The organism is Pseudomonas sp. MPR-R2A5 (genome assembly GCF_058793055.1).
This window is the reverse complement of sequence record NZ_JBXAFK010000042.1, coordinates 25,825-43,035: the sequence shown is the minus strand read 5'-3', so window position 1 is coordinate 43,035 and position 17,211 is coordinate 25,825. Positions and strand designations below refer to the sequence as shown.

The 17,211-nt window shown below is 61.0% G+C and carries 15 protein-coding genes; 12 read left to right on the top strand and 3 right to left on the bottom strand.

Translation table 11 applies throughout. The features are described 5' to 3' along the window. Positions 1-46: 46 nt before the first annotated feature. The 4 genes from AC1Q6I_RS25580 (at position 47) to AC1Q6I_RS25565 (ending at position 5,321) form a co-directional block, all read left to right on the top strand. On the top strand, positions 47-1,498 hold the full coding sequence (locus AC1Q6I_RS25580; protein ID WP_102624321.1) for an efflux transporter outer membrane subunit: 1,452 nt from the start codon (positions 47-49) through the stop codon (positions 1,496-1,498). Beyond that, complete coding sequence (locus tag AC1Q6I_RS25575) at positions 1,495-2,622, top strand: HlyD family secretion protein (protein WP_102624322.1); 1,128 nt, start codon at positions 1,495-1,497, stop codon at positions 2,620-2,622. The genes AC1Q6I_RS25580 and AC1Q6I_RS25575 overlap by 4 nt, the downstream gene beginning before the upstream one ends. After that, a complete protein-coding gene (locus tag AC1Q6I_RS25570) occupies positions 2,612-4,132 on the top strand; it encodes an MDR family MFS transporter (RefSeq protein WP_024074443.1) in 1,521 nt (506 codons plus the stop codon). The genes AC1Q6I_RS25575 and AC1Q6I_RS25570 overlap by 11 nt, the downstream gene beginning before the upstream one ends. Positions 4,133-4,286: 154 nt before the next feature. After that, complete coding sequence (locus AC1Q6I_RS25565) at positions 4,287-5,321, top strand: alpha/beta hydrolase family protein (protein WP_102624335.1); 1,035 nt, start codon at positions 4,287-4,289, stop codon at positions 5,319-5,321. A 63-nt stretch (positions 5,322-5,384) separates the two neighbouring features. Here the strand turns inward: AC1Q6I_RS25565 and AC1Q6I_RS25560 are convergent, their stop codons facing one another. Both AC1Q6I_RS25560 and AC1Q6I_RS25555 read right to left on the bottom strand, forming a co-directional pair. Beyond that, positions 5,385-5,918: an NADPH-dependent FMN reductase gene (locus AC1Q6I_RS25560; RefSeq protein ID WP_024074445.1), complete on the bottom strand. Its 534-nt coding sequence runs from the start codon at positions 5,916-5,918 to the stop codon at positions 5,385-5,387. A gap of 250 nt (positions 5,919-6,168) precedes the next feature. Next, positions 6,169-7,131: a GlxA family transcriptional regulator gene (locus AC1Q6I_RS25555; protein ID WP_102624323.1), complete on the bottom strand. Its 963-nt coding sequence runs from the start codon at positions 7,129-7,131 to the stop codon at positions 6,169-6,171. A 95-nt stretch (positions 7,132-7,226) separates the two neighbouring features. Here AC1Q6I_RS25555 and AC1Q6I_RS25550 point away from each other — a divergent pair, with 95 nt between their 5' ends. The 4 genes from AC1Q6I_RS25550 to AC1Q6I_RS25535 all read left to right on the top strand — a co-directional run bounded on the left by AC1Q6I_RS25550 (position 7,227) and on the right by AC1Q6I_RS25535 (position 10,743). Next, complete coding sequence (locus AC1Q6I_RS25550; RefSeq protein WP_102624324.1) at positions 7,227-7,664, top strand: tautomerase family protein; 438 nt, start codon at positions 7,227-7,229, stop codon at positions 7,662-7,664. A 405-nt stretch (positions 7,665-8,069) separates the two neighbouring features. Beyond that, a complete protein-coding gene (locus tag AC1Q6I_RS25545) occupies positions 8,070-9,227 on the top strand; it encodes a hypothetical protein (protein ID WP_146015761.1) in 1,158 nt (385 codons plus the stop codon). Between the two features lie 603 nt (positions 9,228-9,830). Further along, positions 9,831-10,193 carry a hypothetical protein gene (locus AC1Q6I_RS25540; protein WP_024074450.1) on the top strand — a complete coding sequence of 121 codons (363 nt, stop codon included), beginning with the start codon at positions 9,831-9,833 and terminating at the stop codon, positions 10,191-10,193. 1 nt (position 10,194) lies between these two features. After that, the gene (locus tag AC1Q6I_RS25535; protein ID WP_024074451.1) at positions 10,195-10,743 is read left to right on the top strand and encodes a hypothetical protein; all 549 of its coding nucleotides are present in this window, start codon (positions 10,195-10,197) and stop codon (positions 10,741-10,743) included. Between the two features lie 32 nt (positions 10,744-10,775). On the opposite strand, the gene AC1Q6I_RS25530 is transcribed toward AC1Q6I_RS25535, so the two are convergent. Next, on the bottom strand, positions 10,776-11,927 hold the full coding sequence (locus AC1Q6I_RS25530) for an MFS transporter (RefSeq protein WP_024074452.1): 1,152 nt from the start codon (positions 11,925-11,927) through the stop codon (positions 10,776-10,778). 360 nt (positions 11,928-12,287) lie between these two features. Between AC1Q6I_RS25530 and AC1Q6I_RS25525 the strand changes: the two genes are divergently transcribed. The 4 genes from AC1Q6I_RS25525 to AC1Q6I_RS25510 all read left to right on the top strand — a co-directional run bounded on the left by AC1Q6I_RS25525 (position 12,288) and on the right by AC1Q6I_RS25510 (position 17,201). After that, positions 12,288-13,280, top strand: a complete 993-nt coding sequence (locus AC1Q6I_RS25525; RefSeq protein ID WP_102624325.1) for a diaminopimelate epimerase — start codon at positions 12,288-12,290, stop codon at positions 13,278-13,280. Between the two features lie 294 nt (positions 13,281-13,574). Continuing rightward, on the top strand, positions 13,575-15,593 hold the full coding sequence (tssI, locus tag AC1Q6I_RS25520; protein ID WP_102624326.1) for a type VI secretion system tip protein TssI/VgrG: 2,019 nt from the start codon (positions 13,575-13,577) through the stop codon (positions 15,591-15,593). Next, on the top strand, positions 15,593-16,429 hold the full coding sequence (locus tag AC1Q6I_RS25515; RefSeq protein WP_102624327.1) for a DUF4123 domain-containing protein: 837 nt from the start codon (positions 15,593-15,595) through the stop codon (positions 16,427-16,429). The genes tssI and AC1Q6I_RS25515 overlap by 1 nt, the downstream gene beginning before the upstream one ends. Beyond that, entirely contained in the window at positions 16,422-17,201 is a 780-nt protein-coding gene (locus AC1Q6I_RS25510) for a hypothetical protein (protein WP_102624328.1), read from the top strand. Before AC1Q6I_RS25515 ends, AC1Q6I_RS25510 begins: the two co-directional genes overlap by 8 nt. The last annotated feature ends 10 nt before the right edge of the window (positions 17,202-17,211 follow it).

Genomic DNA, 17,211 nt, shown 5'->3' with positions numbered 1-17,211 from the left:
GGGCGACTGCCTATGCTGCAAGGCCCTTTCTTGAACGAGCCTTGTGATGCCCAGCTCTGTGATTGTCGCCTTACACCGCACACCGCTCGCGGTTGTGTTGAGTGCGTTGGTCGCGTGCGGCCACGTGCCGTCGACCCAGGTCACCGCGCAGCCCGCGCCACGCTTGTCGGTGGAAACCAGTGACGCGCTGCCCGACCATTGGTGGCAGTTGTACCGCGACCCGCAATTGGATGCCCTGGTGGAAAAGGCACTGCGTGAGAACAAAGACCTGGAGGCAGCCGGTGCCCATGTCGATGCATTGCTCGCGCAGTTGCAGCAATTTGAAGGTGAACGCCGTGCCTCGACGACGTTGTCCTATGGCCTGGACTATGGGCGCAGTCGTGATGACCAGACCCTGGCCAAGGCCTCTGGCCAGTCAGCGGATGGGCAGTGGAGCCATACCCCGCAATTTTCCCTGAGCTACACCCTGGACCTGTGGGGCGCGGTGCGCTATCGCATTGCCGCCGCCCGCGCCGATGCCCAGGTGGCACGGGCGATGGAAGATGAGTGGCGCGTGACCGTGGCGGCGCAGACCGCCAGGGCCTATGCCCAGGCGTGTGTCTACACGCAACAGGCGCAGGTGCAGCGCCATTCGGTGCAATTGCTGGAGCAGAGCGTCGACATCACCCAGCGCTTGCGCCACGCCGGTGCCGCCACCGAACTGGACGTCGCGCGCCTCCAGGGCTTGCTGGAGGAGACCCGCGCGCCCTTGCCCATGTTCACTGCCCGGCGCCAGAGCGCGCTGTATGAACTGGCCGCGCTCAGCGGCCAAACCCCGGAAAAGGTGATCGCCTTGCGCTGTGCCCAGGCGCCGCAATTGCAGGCACCGTTGCCAGTGGGCGAGGGCTGGGCGCTGGTGCAACGGCGCGCCGATATCCGTCGCGCCGAAGCGCGGTTGCGTTCAGCCACAGCGTCCACGGGCGTTGCCCGCGCGCAGCTTTATCCGCGTATCACCTTTGGCGCCATGTTGGGCTCTTCGGCTGCCAGCCTGGGTAAGCTGGGCAATGCTGATGCTGTGGTGTACGGCATTGGGCCCTTGCTGTCCTGGCAGTTTCCCGACCGGCAGATCGCCCATGCGCGTATCAGCCAACGCCAGGCCGAGACCCACCAGGCCCTCGCGCAATTCGATGCCACGGTGCTGGGCGCGCTCAAGCAAGTCGAGCAAGCCTTGGCCCTGTACCAGGGCGAACAGCAGCGTCGCCAGGCCGTTGCCGACGCTCTCGATAACAGCCGTCGCGCCTTCGAGCTGGCCCGGCGTGGCTTCCAGGCCGGTGGGCTGGATGCCCTGCAACTGCTCGACAGCGAACGCAACCGGGTCAGCCTCGAGGCGCGCCTGGCCCAGGTCGACCTGCAATTGATCAACCGTCAGATCGACGTGTTCCAGGCCCTGGGTGGCGGCTGGCAGCGTGACGATCCAGCGTCTTCCCTCACTGTTAATACCCTCGGAGCTCGCCCATGAACCAGGCAATTGAAGTCCTTCCTCCTACGTTGATGCAGCGTCATCGCCGGGCACTGGTCAGCGCTGTTTCAGTCGCCGCTTTGCTGGGCGTCGTAGGGGCTGGCGCCTGGTGGTGGAACCTGGGCCAATACTTGGAGGAAACCGATGATGCCTATGTGCGCGCCGACTGGGTGGCAATCAGTCCGCGGGTGGCCGGTTATGTCAGCGAGGTGCTGGTCGACGACAACCAGGCGGTCAAGGCCGGAGATGTGCTGGTGCGTATCGATGCACGGGATTACACCGAGCGCCTGCACAGTGCCGAGGCGCAGTTGCAGCAAGCACATGCGGCGGTCACCGCGCAGCAGGCACGCCTGGACACCTTGGACGCACAATTGAGCGAACAACAGCAACGCATCGTTCAAGCACGTGCAGCCCTCGACAGCGGTGAGGCTGAAGCGCGACGGGCGCATTTGGACTACCAGCGCTATCGCAACTTGGTGGCACAACAGGTGGCCAGCGCGCAGCACCTGGAAACCGTGAGCGCCAGCCAGGCCCAAGCCCTGGCGGCGCTGGCCCAGGCGCGTGCCCAGGTCGCGCGCCAGCAGGCGCAGGCGCAGGTTATCCAGGCGCGTCGACAGCAAGCCCAGGCCCAGTTGCTCGAGCGCCAGGCGCATATTGGCGAAGCCCAGGCCAGCCTGGCCCTGGCCCGCAATGCCTTGGCCGATACCGCCATCCGTGCGCCCTTTGATGGCGTGGTCGGGCAACGCAAGGTGCGGCGCCAGCAATACGCAACGCCGGGTCTGCCGCTGTTGGCCGTGGTACCGGTGACCCAGGCTTATGTGATCGCCAATTTCAAGGAGACCCAGCTGCAGCACATGGCACCGGGGCAGGCGGTGGAGATTGCGGTGGACAGCTTCAGTGGCCAGCACTGGCAGGGTGAAGTCCACAGCATCGCCCCCGGTTCCGGCGCCGTGTTTGCGCTGTTGCCGCCAGACAACGCCACGGGCAATTTCACCAAGATCGTCCAGCGTTTTCCGGTGAAGATCCGCCTGGTGCAGCGGGGCGGCGCGAGCCCGCCGATCCTGCCGGGCATGTCGGTGATCGCCACGGTCGATACCCGTGGGGAGCGTGCCCATGGAGGCTGAGGCGCATTCGTCCCAGGTCTCGCTGCGTGCCTGGGTGGCCGTGATCGGCGGGCTGTTTGGTTGTTTCATGGCCGGCATGAACGTGCATGTCACCAGCGCCGCGCTGCCGGAAATCGAAGGCGCCCTGGGGGCGACGTTCGAGGAAGGCTCGTGGATTTCCACCGCGTACCTGGTGGCGGAAATCATCATGATCCCCCTCACGGCCTGGCTGGTGCAGGTGTTCTCGCTGCGCCGCGTGATGCTGGTGGGCTCGGGCCTGTTCCTGGTGGCGTCGGTCGCCTGTTCGCTGGCGCCAAACCTGCAAACCATGATCGTGATCCGCGTGGTGCAGGGCGCGGCCGGGGCGGTGCTGATTCCGTTGTCGTTCCAACTGATCATCACCGAGTTGCCGGCCAGCAAGGTGCCGCTGGGCATGGCGCTGTTCAGCTTGGCCAATAGCGTGGCCCAGGCGGCCGGCCCTTCCATGGGCGGGTGGCTGACGGACATGTATTCCTGGCGCTGGATTTTCTACCTTCAACTCTTCCCCGGTATCGCGTTGCTGGCGGCGGTGGCCTGGTCCATCGATCGTCAGCCCATGCAACTGAAGCTGTTGCGCCAGGGCGATTGGTGGGGAATCGCCTGCATGGTGCTGGGCCTCGGTGCGCTGCAAATCGTGCTGGAGGAGGGGGGGCGCAAAGATTGGTTCGGCTCGCCGTTCATCGTGTGGATGACGTTGTTGGCGGTGGTGGGGTTGATCGGCTTTGTTGCCCGTCAGTTAGGAGGGCGGCACGGGTTTATCAACTTGCGGTTGCTGGGGCATTACAACTTCGGGGTGGCCAGTGTGGCGATGTTCATTTTCGGCGCCAGCACCTTCGGCCTGGTGTTCCTGGTGCCCAATTACCTGTCGCAACTGCAGGGCTACAACGCGCGGGAAATCGGGGTAAGCCTGATTCTCTACGGGCTGGTGCAACTGGTGATGGCGCCGTTCTTGCCACGGCTGATGAAGTGGCTGAGCGCCAAGCTGCTGGTCGCTTCGGGCTTCGCCATCATGGCGTTGGGCTGCTGGATGGGCGCTCATCTATCGACCGACAGTGCCAGCAATGTGATCGTGCCGTCGATCGTCGTGCGCGGCATCGGCCAGCCGCTGATCATGGTGGCCTTGTCAGTACTCGCCGTGCAGGGGTTGGCGAAGGCGGAGGCGGGCTCGGCGTCGGCGGTGTTTTCGATGCTGCGCAACCTGGGTGGTGCCGTCGGCACGGCGCTGCTGGCGCAACTGGTGGTGGTGCGTGAGCGGGTGCATGCGGCACGTATCAATGAGTCAGTCACGGTGTTCGACCCGGCCTTGCAGCAACGCTTGCCCGGTGAGGGTGTGTTGCAGGCGCAATTACCGGACCAGCAATGGGCCTTGCAGATATTGGATCAGGGCATTCATCACCAGGCGTTCCTGATGGCCTACAGCGATGCGTTCTACCTGGCATGTGTGGCCTTGACGCTGTGTGCCGTGGCGGCGTTAATGTTGCGGCGCGGTTGAATCTCGACCCCAGTGAAGGCCCTCAAGAAAATGATGCTTTTCGATCTTACAAATCAATAGGTTGCGTATTATTGAATGCATGCGCTGCTTAAGGGATTGGCACTGAGATTCGAGCCGATTAGTCGGAACGCTTGAAAGGAAAAAAGTAGTGACTATGCACAACGTAGTCTGGATGAAGCGTTACCGCGCAAGGTTGATTTCCGTGGTCTGTCTCATCGTGGCTATCGCTTTGGTGGTTCTCGCGCGGCTTGACACTTATGGTCTGGATCGCAGGGCCAGCGAACCTTTTGCATTCGACGCAAATGGACTGCGCCTGGCCGGCACGCTCTGGCTTCCTGACCACGCAGCGACAGCGGCAGTCGTTCTGGTTCACGGAGATGGCCCCCAGGATCGCACGTCGCAGCAAGGTTACGATCCCCTCATCAATGCGCTTCTCGATGCAGGTATCGCGGTTGCTTCGTGGGATAAACCAGGCATTGGGGCGTCGCAGGGGAATTGGCTCAGCCAGTCCATGGCTGATCGCTACGTGAACGCGCGCAGCGCGTTGTCCGCCTTGCGCAGTAAGCTGCAAGGAATCCCTGTCGGTGCGCTTGGGTTTTCTCAAGCCGGCTGGGTACTGCCCCGCTTTGCGTCGGGTGAGGCCGACTTTCTGGTGCTTGTCGGCGGTGCGGTATCCTGGCAACGGCAAGGTGACTATTACACTCGGACGCGGTTGCAACGCACTGGGATGTCCGAGCGTGACATTGACACAACGATGGCTGAGATGGCCGCCGCCGATGATCGCTTGTTTGCCTCTTCGCAGGTGCCGTCGGCTGCTCTTCTGGACGGTATAAGCCCAGAACGATGGGCTTTTGTACGGCGAAATGTGCACGAAGATGCGACCAGCGCCTTGAAAAAACTCGATATACCACTCCTTGCGTTGTGGGGGGCGGACGATCTGAATGTCGATCCCGAAGCCAACCCAGCCCTCTATCGAAAGACAGTTGGGGGCAACCATCCAGCCAACCGGATTGAAGTCATACCGGATGCAACTCATGGGCTACTGAGGGCGGCGTCTTACAACACCCAACTCACCAGCGAATGGTCCTGGTTCACCACGATGAGGTTCCTGATGGAAAGTCGTCATGCCTACGCACCAGGCGCCCTTGAAACGATAAACGAGTGGGTTCATGCAAGATCCGGCCAGTAGATGCGCTGGCTGCTAGCAGTTCGACTGCATGCGGCCAACCACTCGGCAAGCGATGCAGGAGCATCAAGGGTTTTGATTGTCGAGGTGCCGTTTAAACGCGTCGAGCGCAGTAACAATCAGAGGGCCTATCACCGGGTCGGTGGTGATGCCCTCGGCGCTCAACTCGCTGGACAGGAGGTTAACCGACATCGACGCCTCCTCGATGACGCGGGCGGACATCGTATCCAGGACCAGCCGCAATGCGGCTTGCGCATGACTGGCTCTGGGTGAAGCGTTGAAAAGCGCGACAGGCTTGCCTGGGAACTCTTCACTGCTCACGAGCCAATCGAGCATGTTTTTGAATGCGCCGGGAATACCTCGAGCGTACTCGGGGCATGAAAACAACAGCCCATCCGCTTGCCCGATAATTGAGCGTAACTCAATGATTGTCTCGGGGGGATCCTCGAGCAGATCCGGGTTGAAGTGAGGCAATTTACCGATACCGTCGTACTGTGCGACCGATACCCCTTCGGGGCATAGACGCTCCGCTGCTTGTAGCAAAATTGAGTTGGAGGAGGCCTGACGCAGACTTCCCGAGACAGCAAGCAAACGCACCATTTCAGCACCGTTCGTGGTTCATCAAGCGGTGAAGTTTCGCACGAGCCGAACCGCATGCACCATTGCGGCATAGCCATGCGGCAATGGACATGTTCTTCCCGCTTGCGGCTACGAACGAATGTGTTTACAGGATGAAAATCTATTCATTGGATTCAGGGAGAGGGTTGGTCGGATATATAGGCGAACCCGTCATCGCACCGAGCGCATAAGCAGCGCCCGCTTGGCTGACGCTGGCGTGCAAGTCTGCGGACTACTGGCGCAGTTGTTTTGGGGAGGCGTTCAACAGGCGGCGCACAAGTCGCCGTAGGGCCGTGGCATCCTGGTATCCCACCTGTTCGGCGATAGATTCAACGGAATATCTGCTGGTTTCCAGCAGCACACGGGCCCGGTTGAGTTGCACACGCTGGATCAAATATTGGGTTGAAAGGCCGGTAGCTTTTCGAAGGTGTCGGGACAGCGTTCGCTCAGACATGCCGGCGTACGCTGCAAGGCTCGGGACACTGGGCGGATGGGGCAGGCATGTTTCGATGTAGGCGGTGAGGTTAGCGACCAGTGTATTGCCCTGGGCCATGATTGCTGGGTTGATGAAGGGGGTCTGTAGCTGTCGGCCGTCGAGCAGAAGCGCTTTGCCCACATAGTCGGCGAGCTCCGGCGACAGGCGTCTGCGCAGCAGGTGCAGCATCAGGTCAGTTTGCGCGAAGGCCGCGCCTGCGGTCGTCAAGGGTGGGTCGCAGAGCACCATGACGTTGGGGTCGACAATGCAGTCAGACGCGATGCTCGACAGCCAAGGGGCGAGCCACCAGGAGGTCGTTACCTGTCGACCATCGAGTAATCCTGCGGCATTCAGGAGAAAGACCGCCGAGCACGACGCTGCAATCTCCCTGCCTTTATCCGCATGAGCCTTCAGCGCCGGCAGTATCTGACGTACCCAGTCTTCCTCAAGACGCTGCAGCAGCGTGTCGAAGTCGCTGATGCCAAGGCCTGGAATGACCCAGCAGGAGTTGTCCTCGACGTCTGTTGTCAGTTCGTCAACCAACAGGTGCATGCCGTGCCCTAGCACAACCAGCCCCGACTGCGGCCCACAAACTCGCCAGCGTGGCACGGCAAGGCCGTGCCGTTGCGCAAGTGTTGCGGCGGTGCCGAGGATGTCCAGGGTCGCTGCGACGCTTGAAGCGAACGCCCCAGGAAAGATGAGGATAGTGAAATCGTACATTGTCCGATTGTGCCCGAAAACAGACGAATCGGTCACTTATGCGCTGAAGAGATAACTGGCCCAATGGCGTTTCCAGTTAACAATGAGGTTTCGCCATGCCAAACATTCTGATCAAAGTACCTACCGGAGCTTTCAATCAGCCACAGCGCCAACAGCTGCTTCGACGCGTGAGCGATGTGGCAATGGTTAACGAGCATATGGGCGATGCCCCTCAACAGCGTGCGTTGTGCTGGGTGCTCATCGAGGAAGTTCAGGCTGATGAATGGCTGTGTGGGGGCGTTGCTCCTCATGCCCGGTTTGTCCCATGCATGGTCGTCGTCAAGGTACCTGCCGGCGTTCTGGATGCGCCGATGCGCCAGCGCTACGTGCGTGAACTGCATGGCGCAATACAATCGAGCCAGGCAGTGGGGGATCAGCGCCAGTTGCTGAGCTCTATACAGATCCAGGAGGTTGTTGACGGAACCTGGGGGGCGAATGGTGATATTTGGCATTTGGCCGACTTCGCCCGTGCAGCCGGATACGGGCATCTATAGGCCCTCCAGACAGCTTACATCTGAACCTCCATGTCTTCTTACGTGCCCCTGTCTTCAGTTGAAATGTCGTCACCGTCACCTGGGCGGCGTCAGCCCCGAGGCATTCGAAAGTGCCTCACTTCGAGGCTGGAAAACATCTACGGAGGCGGGGGCGATTCACTGGGCGAGCCACGTACTTTCTTCGTACGGGCCAGTGTCGGGTTCTGACTCTGGGAGGAAGGAGAAAAGTCGCAGCACCACGCTGTGTTTTTTTTCGCGTATCGATCCGATCTCCTACCGATCAGTCGGCGATTTGATGCCGACTGGAGGAACTGAATCAGACATGTCCGCCACACAGAGGTTGCCTGCATTCCCTTATTGGAAGCCGGTGAACCCTGTAATACAGCCGGACTGGAGATTCAAAAAATGGCGGTATCAGCCCTCGATAAATCCGTGTCTCATTCGCCCCCTAATTCGTCGTCCTCCAAAGCCGAGACCAAGGTCAAGGACACTGTCACCTCCCAGGGTGATGGGCAAAAAGGCGCACGTATCGCATTCAACCCGGGCGGCGACAAACCTGGCAAATTGTTTGCCAACAAAGAGCTTGCCCAGCACCGAGAAGGTGGGAGCGGGGCGCAGGGTGAAAGTCGACAGACACCGGCGTCTGGGACCCTCAGCCAAATCACGCAAAAAATGAAGGGCTGGTGCGGTGGGCAGCGACCGCCCAAGCCGGTCCCGTGCAAGCCCGACCCTTGCTACAGCAAGCCGCCGGAGCGACCTACGCCGTGCAAGCCTGACCCTTGCTACGGCAAACCACCGAAGCCGCCCAAGCCGGTCCCCTGCAAGCCCGATCCTTGCTACAGCAAGCCACCAGAGCGACCTACGCCCTGCAAGCCTGACCCTTGCTACAGCAAGCCACCAGAGCGGCCTACGCCGTGCAAGCCCGATCCTTGCTACAGCAAGCCGCCGGTGCGCCCCACGCCCTGCAAGCCTGATCCTTGCTACGGCCACAAGCCCGACCCTGTGTATTCACAGAAGAGCAACGACGATCTGGCGCGCCAGCTGTTGAACAACTTCGATGCCTTCAAGGATCCGAAAACGCCGTGGTTCGTCACCACGCAGGGTCTTTCGGACATGGCCAACAAGCCGTTGACCGGTAACCCCGCCCAGGATCAGAACATCCGCCTGGCGCGTGAGCTGTTAAGGCGCCCGGAAGTGGTGAACGCATTGGATCGACACAGCTCCACCGGCGCGCTGGATGGCCTGATCGACCGGCAAAAAATTCAGATGACCCTCAGCAGCCAAAGTCCTTTGAAATACCAGGATGACTCGCGGTTGGCGCAAGAGATGCTCGAGCATTTCGAGGGATTGAAGGACCCGGCCAACCCGGGCTTCATCAGCATCGACAAGTTGCACGGGCTCGCCTCGTGGCCGACGAGCGATCCGGTTCATGGACGCCTGGCCTGGATTGCGCAGGAAGTCCTCAAGCGCTCCGAGGTGAAGGAAAACATGGACGGTGGGGATTACTGGGGCAAGGACGGCTGGATTCACTGGGACACATTGCGCCAGATGTCCCGCGGATAAACGTGCACCGCAGAGTAATTCATTGAGCGGGAGAATCGCCACGAACCCCTCGTGGCGCATTCCCTTGGGGGGCCCTATGACTTCGACTTCGTTCAACGCTGGTCAGTCTGGATACCGACAGTCTGCCAGCGATCAAACCCATGCGGAGGCTCAAGAGCCCACTTGCGACAAAGCCCCCGCGCAAATACTCCATGCTTATGAGACCCAGCGCATGAAGGACTTTGCCGGTCAGCGCAGGTTCCAGGCGCCAGTGGCTGACGATTTTGCCCGAGGCATGCTTGCGCCCGGCCAGGAACTTGGAAGGGACGCTCAACCCCTGGCGTCGCTTCGTGGTGTCATGGTCTCGGTGATGATTGGGCTGAGGTCCATGTGCAGTGGGCAAAAGGCCGAAAACAACCGCGCGGCGCCTCCTCACGACCGCGACTGATCGGCCATCGTGGTGCGTGCGTTTACATGCTGTCATCGCTATTCGCTCGTCCCCCGGAACTATTGCGATCGCCCAGCCACACATCGGTGGCTTGACTGGTATCCATCCGCGGATCTCGGTCACCTTGGCAGTGGGCGCCAGACAAGCTCGGATCTGGAAAAAGTTGGAGATAATGCATGAAAATTGATGGTGCAATACCTCTCGGGCGGCCAGCGGCCATGGGAGGGGCAGAGGTGCAACCGGTTTTGCCGGCGCCCGTTGTTCACACGCCGTGCGAGGAACCCAGTCTCGCACCGGATGCGCGGCCACGGCGTCCGGTGCTGTTGCGTGGGGCCTTGTCGGCGTTGCGCTACCAGGCATTACAAAATCCACCGGCTGCGCGCGCGAATACGGTCCCACCCGGTCCTCACTCCACCGATAGCCAGTTGGCGGGCGAGCTGGAGAAAAACTTTGGTGAATTGCACTCGTTTTTCAAGGAAGGGCGCCTGACGCAGTCGTCCTTGCATCGCATCGCTGCTGAAGCGTTGAGGGGAGAGTAATGTGCGGGACCGCATGATCCTGATGGTCAGGGAAATTCTCAAGCGTCCGCCTCTTAACGACGCAATCATCGATTGCGAGGGGTACATCACTCGCGACAGCTTGAGGGTGGCCGCTGCGACGCTGCTGGGCAACAGTACGCCAGGGGCCTTCAGCCAGGATCCTTTCCAGGGGCAGGGCAATGCCCTGGTTGTCGAGGCCCTGCAAGGTCATTTCACGCAATTGAAAGACCCGACCAAGGATCGCAAGTTTTTTTTTGAAGCGCTTGAGTACGTGGAAATTGCGCTGCTCAAAACCGTGATGAATGACCCCGATGCCATTGATTCACTGGGCCTGCCCATACTGGAGCCTTGCACTGGCCTGCCCAGGAAGAAGTACAGCGAACATTGCGTGTACATGGCGAAAAATATTATCGAGCGCCCGGGTTTACTGCGTTCGCTGGAGCGTGCCAACCACACGCGCCTGTTTGGTTGGCCCCGGTATGAGGGTTGGCTCAGCAATAAGAGTCTTGAACGCTGGCTTGAACAGTACAAGGCGCATAAGGCCAGGTAGCCCTCGATCCGGGCTTATTGCCTTGAGTGGCCTTATACCTTGAGGATCTTGCCACTGATGGCCACACCCGCCAGCAGCAGCGCGATCAACACAAAGGCGGTGCTCAGGCTACTGCCGTGGGCGATAAAGCCGATCATCGCCGGGCCTGCGAGTATGCCGGCATAGCCGAGGGTGGTGATGGCTGGCACGGCGATATGTTCAGGCATGACGGTCTGCTTGCCGACCGCGGTATACAGCACCGGCACGATATTCGAGCAGCCGGCGCCCACCAGGGCGTACCCCAGCAGGGCGGTTTCCCACGCAGGGAGCAGGGTGGCCAGTAACATGCCCGTGGTGGCCAGCGCACCACCGATCATGATGACGCGGGTGGCGCCCAGACGCCGCACGATCGCATCACCGGTCAGGCGTCCGGCCGTCATGGTCAAGGCAAAGGCCGCATAACCCAGGCCGGCATAGGCTTCGTCCAGCCCGCGTTCGGCGCTGAGGAACACCGCGCTCCAGTCGAGCACGGCCCCTTCGGCCAGAAACACGATAAAGCACAGGCAGCCGATAAACAGCACGACGCCGTGCGGCACCGCAAAGGCCGGCCCCGAGCTTTCACTGCCATAGGGCAAGAAGTGTGGCCCAGCCTTGAGCAGTGCTGCCGCCATGATGACGATCACTACCAGGGTCGCCTGCAAGGGCGACAAGCCCAGCCCCAGCATCCCGGCAACGCCCGCAGCGCCGACGATGCCTCCCAGGCTGAACAAACCATGGAAGCCCGACATCATGGTTTTGCCGCTGGCGCGCTCAACGATCACCGCTTGCAGGTTGACCGTGGAATCCACCGTGCCCAGGCCTGCGCCAAACAGGAACAACCCGGCGATCAACAAGGGGATCGAACTGACGGTGGCCAGCATCGGCAGGGCCAGGCAGATCAGGATCGTCCCGGCGGTCAGTACGCGTCGGCAACCGTAGCGCGAGGCCAGCGCGCCCGCCACGGGCATGGCAATGATCGAACCCACCCCCAGGCACAGCAGCAACAGGCCAAGCGTGCCTTCATTCAACTGCGCGCGCGCCTTGGCATACGGTACCAACGGCGCCCAGGCGGCGATGCCGAAGCCAGCGATAAAAAAAGCGATACGGGTCGACATTTGTTCCAGCCGACCGGGAACCACGGGCGCTGGGGTGGGGATGGCAGTCATGAAAAATCCTTGGTCTTGCGTTCAATGAACGATGTCCGGCGCGACATCCTTGCATATCAAGCCGTATCGAGCGAGTCAGGGTTCCCCTGGTTTCAGGTTTGCTGCCCAGGCGGTGAATTCTTTTTTTACAAACACGGAACGCTGTGGACCTGATCTGCCACACAGAGCCTGTCGAGTTTGTAGGAGGTGGCCTGGAAGATGTGTAATTCCTGTGAGAATGGATGAACCCCAGCTTTCTTGTGGTGGATGACCACCTTCCAGCCCACCTCCCACAGCTCGACCATTCTGTAATACGCTGCTGCCCCGGTGAGTAGGCAACTGGATGGACGAGCTGATGAAAGTTCTCAGGCAGGCGGCAGCATGACCCTGTTCTACGATGCACGCGGCAATATCTATGGGGTAGTCAACCCCGCCTTTTTGCGCAGCCGGGGTGTGGGTGTGCCCGATAGCGCCGCCCTCGCGGCGAGTAACCGGGAGGCATGGGCGGCATCGGCCATCGCTTCCGAATGCGGTTGGGGTTCATTGCCGCGTCCGGCCGACGCCAAGGCCCATCGCTGTGATGGGCTGCTGGTCGGGCCGTTTCAGGCTGAGCCGCCGTTCGATCTGTTGATCGTCAATACCGATGGCTCCCTCGCCGAGCGCAGTGGCAACGGCTTGACCATCTTTGCGCAGGCGTTGACCGACCAGGGGTTGATGACCCAGGGCTGTGAACTGCGGGTGCATCACGACAAATCGGATGCCGCGTCGCCGGTGGCTACGTCGGTCGAGCCCGCACGGTATGGGCAGGTTGATGGGTTCTGGCTGGCCTTGGGGCAGCCTGAGTTCGGGCCCTTGGCCGTGGGGGCGGTGGGCGTCGAGCCCGTGCGGGTGGAGGCGCATGGGTTCAGCCGGGTGGACGCGTTGGTGGCAATCAATCCGCAATGGGCCTGCAGTCAGTTTGTGCGGGTCGGCAACCCTCATTGCGTCACACTGGTCGACCAGGTTTCGGCATTGCCGGACAACCCGTCGATGCACCAGCCCGCATTGTTCCTCGCCCTGCAAGCCGTTGCCTTCGCACCACCTGTCGGTAGCGGCCAACCCTGTGCCGCCGGCATTAACCTGCAATGGGCGGCGCGTGATCACGGCAACCGCGTATTGGCGCGAGTCTTCGAACGGGGCGAGGGACCTACGGCGTCGTCGGGCACCAGCGCCAGCGCTGTGGCATGCGTGGCGTGGCGGGCCGGTTGGGTTGAGGGCGGTGAAGTGGCCGTGGTCATGCCGGGCGGCACGGCGCCAGTGCGTTTGCAAACGCAGGCCGAACGCTTGCTCGGCGTCAGCCTGTTTGGGACGGCGCGACCACTCCCCGCAGCGTAGGCGAACCGTTGTCGGCTTTAATTGATGTGGGCTAGTTCTTTAGCGGTTAGTTATTTAGATGTAAGCCTGTGTCGTACTTTTCTTATTGTTGACCACTGGTTGAGTGGCTGTATTTAATATTTAGCAAAAGACACTTCCATCCTCATCGTACGAATATTCTGTTTTATTTCCGACCGGCCGAATTTCCGCCGGAGACGCTAAGCTTTCGGGCGTTCAGGCGCTTTTTCTCTGCAACTCGATCGATGTTGCGAGAGAGGGTATTTCAGTCAGAAAGTGGATGGCGGGTAACAACGGATGGTTAATGCGTTTGTTTCGTCACGTTTCAAATTAATAGTTCCAGGCATAAATACAGACTTTCAAGTACTGGCTTTCAACGGCAGCGAGGCCGTCGATCAGCCGTACTTCATTGAGGTGCAACTCGTCAGCGAAAACCCTTCCCTTGACCTGGAGCGTTTGCTTCACCAACTTGCCTATCTGGACTTCGGCGAGGCCGATCAAGGCCTGCATGGGCAGGTCTACGCCATTGGCCGGGCTGATCCGGGTGTTCGGCTCACCCGCTACCACCTCACCCTGGCACCGCGCCTGGCCAGCCTGGCCTACCGGCGCGACCAACGCATCTTCCAGCAGCGCAGTGTGCCGCAGATCATCATGGCCGTCCTCGAGCACCATGGCATCCTGGCCGACGCCTATGCCTTTGAGCTCGGCCCGGTGGTCTATCCGCCGCGCACATTCTGCGTGCAATACGCGGAAACCGACCTGCACTTCATCCAGCGCCTATGTGAAGAAGAGGGGATTCACTACCATTTCCGCCACAGCGTGAACAACCACCTGCTGGTATTCGGGGATGACCAGACGGTGTTTCGACGCTTGCCACAGCAGCGTTACTGCGCCTCGTCTGATCCGACGACCGAGGCGCGGGGCGTCCAGCGTTTCGACAGGCGCCTGGAAACCCGCAGCCGGCAAACGGTGCGCCGCGATCATGACTTCGAACACCCAGCGTTGCGCCTGCAGGAACAGGCCGGCACGGTGTCTGCGCAACCGCTGGAAGACTATGACTACCCCGCTGGTTTCACTGGCCATGCGCGGGGTGTGCAATTGGCGCGTCGAGGCCTGGAGCGCCATCAGAGCGACCGTCATCGGGCATCGGGCCAGAGCGATCAACCCGTATTGCGCAGCGGTCATTTCCTCGACCTGCGTGACCATCCGGACCCGGCCTGCAATGACTTGTGGTTGCTCACCTCGGTGCGTCACGAAGGTTATCAACCGCAAGTACTTGAAGAGGCGGTATTTGAGCCAGGGGCCCTCCAGGGCTATCGCAACCGCTTCACCGCGACGCCCTGGCGCGCGGTGTATCGTCCGCCCCTCAAACATGCCAAGCCAACCATCAAGGGCAGCCAGACCGCTACGGTGACCGGGCCTGCGGGGGAGGAGGTGCATTGCGATGCCTATGGCCGGGTCAAGGTGCGCTTTCATTGGGATCGCCTGGACCCGACGGATGATAAAAGCAGCGCCTGGGTGCGCGTGGCCACCGGTTGGGCCGGTGCCGGGTTTGGCGCCATGATGATTCCCCGGGTCGGCATGGAGGTGCTGGTGACCTTTCTTGAAGGCGACCCCGACCAGCCGCTGATCAACGGCTGCCTGCCCAATGCGCTACGCCTGCCGGCCTATTCGTTACCGCAGCATAAGACCCGTAGTGTGCTGCGTACCTGCAGTTCCCCGGGAGGCGCAGGCGGCAACGAGCTGCATCTGGAAGACCGGTGCGGCGAGGAGCTTATTTACCTGCGCGCCCAACGTGACCTGGAACAACAGGTCGGCCATGACAGCCGGCTGGAGGTGGCCGGGGAGCGACACGAGATCATCCACGGGTTAAGTACGGTCCGCCTGGATAACGAGGAGCATCGTCACATCACCGGTGATCGCAAGGTGGTGTTGCAGGCAAACGACCACCTTGACGTACAGGGCGAGAGCCGGACCTATGTGAAGCAGACCCTGGTGGTCGAAGCCGGACAACAGGTGCATATCAAGGCCGGTGCCAACCTGGTGATCGATGCGGGCGCACAACTGAGCCTCAAGGCTGGCGGAGAGCACCTGGTGCTGCAGGCAGGGGGGATTTTCAGCAGTCGGCCCATCAGCCTTGGCGGCTCACCGTCCGAAACCCGTGCTGCGAATGCCTCGCCTGTTACCGGCAGCCTGAAAGTCGCCGCCGTGCAAGGCGTCATCATGGACCTGGCGCGGCAACTGGGCGCGGACTTCTGCCCCCTGTGCGAACGCTGCCGTGAAGGCCAATGCGACATGACCGGGAGGGCGGCTTGATGCCGATGCTTCCCAACCGCTGGATGGCCCGACAACAACAGGCAGGACGCCGGATATGCCTGATGCTCGATGGTTACAGCGCGGCCCGCCAGCCCATGTTGGCGGCCCGCGACCTGTCGCACTATCGCTGTCTCTACAGCGAGACCGTCGCGGCAGAACTGGCGAACACGGGCCCCGTACTCCTGCTGCTGGGGCCGATGAGCGAGCCCGCATTGGTCGACCTGTTGCAACACCCCGAAGCCAACTGGGGGTGGCTGGGCAGCCTGCCTGACGACGACTTGACCGGTGTGACAGCGCATTGGCGCGAGCGGCTGATGGTCGGGCCCGAAGGGGAGCAGGCGCTCTACCGTCTTCACGATAATCGCACCCTGGCCCGTGCCCTGGCCTACCTGCCCACAGCGCTGTGGCCGGAATTCCTCGGGCCACTGATCAGCGTGTGCTACTGGCACGAAGGAGGTTGGCGCCATGGCGAAAACCCTGCCCCCGGCCACTACCCGGTGCCTGTGCCGGCGCCATGGCTGAACACCCCGAACCCTCAGGCCGACGCCATCCTGCACGCCAATATCCTGCGATACCTGCTGGCCGAACACAGTGAAGACCTTGCCGCACTGGTCGAGTTTCAAGACCCCAGGGCGTGGCTGAGCCAAGTGCTGGAGCAGGCTCGCGCCTGGCAATGGTACGCGCCGGAGCAGCTGGAATTCCTGGTGGTTCGACGGCTGAAGGAGGCGACTCGCAACCGTGTGATCTGTTGGCAGCCGCGAGCGGGTGAGGCGCCAGGGGAGCATTTTGAACGGCTGGTGGAGCAATGGCGTGGGGAGGAGCGCAATCATGAGTAGATGGATAGGCGGTGCGTTGTTAGTTGTTGCCCTGGTGTGGCTCCCTGGGTGTACGGGGAAGAGAGGTGAGCATTTTACGCTGGAGGTGGATATGCCGGCGGAGTTCAAAGTCAAAACGGCGGCCAACTACCATCCCGCCCCTGGTGAGACTTGCACGTTGCCGCAGCGCCGGGGCAGGCGTCCTGAGCGCAAGGTGTTTTTTACTGAATACAAACCCGTGGCCAGTCGGGTGAGTTATGAGTTGCCGCTGACTGAAACAGTAGACGGCTGCCCGCTGGTCGTGAGTAGTGTGGTGTTTGATTTTTATGCGAAGTGGGGCAAGCGGGATACGGATGTTGGGGGGGATATTGCAGGTATCTCCATTCGAGATCGCCGGGAAGTTGACGTGCCTATGAAGCTTGACGCGGATGTTCTGGAGTTGTCGAGGCAATGCCAGTGGCACTTCCGGACGGTGGGGCCTCACCACGCGATCAGGAAAATTCTGTTATGCAATGCTCTGGATGCGGTGGGCCGGCCACAAAAAAAATCAGCAGGTGCTGTTGCGCAACGAGATCAGTTATCAGGCAAGACACTTAGGCTCGTATTGACTGTTACTGAAGAAGAGTTACCTGCTTTTGATGATAGATGGATAAGTGTTCCTGGAGGGTGGAGGCGTTGCAAAGGCAAGAGTGTCGAAGATTTGTCTGCCTATTGCAGCGGCAATACAACGGACTTTAAACCTATAAAAATGCCGGATGGGCGCATCTGTGACGTCTATCCAACGTGCATGTAACAAGGAGAGT

Excerpts from the sequence above, each read along its gene's own strand:
- AC1Q6I_RS25545 (WP_146015761.1), top strand. The coding sequence starts at position 8,070 with ATGGCGGTATCAGCCCTCGATAAATCCGTGTCTCATTCGCCCCCTAAT.
- AC1Q6I_RS25530 (WP_024074452.1), bottom strand. The coding sequence starts at position 11,927 with ATGACTGCCATCCCCACCCCAGCGCCCGTGGTTCCCGGTCGGCTGGAA.
- AC1Q6I_RS25550 (WP_102624324.1), top strand. The coding sequence starts at position 7,227 with ATGCCAAACATTCTGATCAAAGTACCTACCGGAGCTTTCAATCAGCCA.
- tssI (WP_102624326.1), top strand. The coding sequence starts at position 13,575 with ATGGTTAATGCGTTTGTTTCGTCACGTTTCAAATTAATAGTTCCAGGC.
- AC1Q6I_RS25540 (WP_024074450.1), top strand. The coding sequence starts at position 9,831 with ATGAAAATTGATGGTGCAATACCTCTCGGGCGGCCAGCGGCCATGGGA.
- AC1Q6I_RS25555 (WP_102624323.1), bottom strand. The coding sequence starts at position 7,131 with ATGTACGATTTCACTATCCTCATCTTTCCTGGGGCGTTCGCTTCAAGC.
- AC1Q6I_RS25560 (WP_024074445.1), bottom strand. The coding sequence starts at position 5,918 with ATGGTGCGTTTGCTTGCTGTCTCGGGAAGTCTGCGTCAGGCCTCCTCC.
- AC1Q6I_RS25515 (WP_102624327.1), top strand. The coding sequence starts at position 15,593 with ATGCCGATGCTTCCCAACCGCTGGATGGCCCGACAACAACAGGCAGGA.
- AC1Q6I_RS25565 (WP_102624335.1), top strand. The coding sequence starts at position 4,287 with ATGCACAACGTAGTCTGGATGAAGCGTTACCGCGCAAGGTTGATTTCC.
- AC1Q6I_RS25580 (WP_102624321.1), top strand. The coding sequence starts at position 47 with ATGCCCAGCTCTGTGATTGTCGCCTTACACCGCACACCGCTCGCGGTT.
- AC1Q6I_RS25510 (WP_102624328.1), top strand. The coding sequence starts at position 16,422 with ATGAGTAGATGGATAGGCGGTGCGTTGTTAGTTGTTGCCCTGGTGTGG.
- AC1Q6I_RS25525 (WP_102624325.1), top strand. The coding sequence starts at position 12,288 with ATGACCCTGTTCTACGATGCACGCGGCAATATCTATGGGGTAGTCAAC.
- AC1Q6I_RS25575 (WP_102624322.1), top strand. The coding sequence starts at position 1,495 with ATGAACCAGGCAATTGAAGTCCTTCCTCCTACGTTGATGCAGCGTCAT.
- AC1Q6I_RS25570 (WP_024074443.1), top strand. The coding sequence starts at position 2,612 with ATGGAGGCTGAGGCGCATTCGTCCCAGGTCTCGCTGCGTGCCTGGGTG.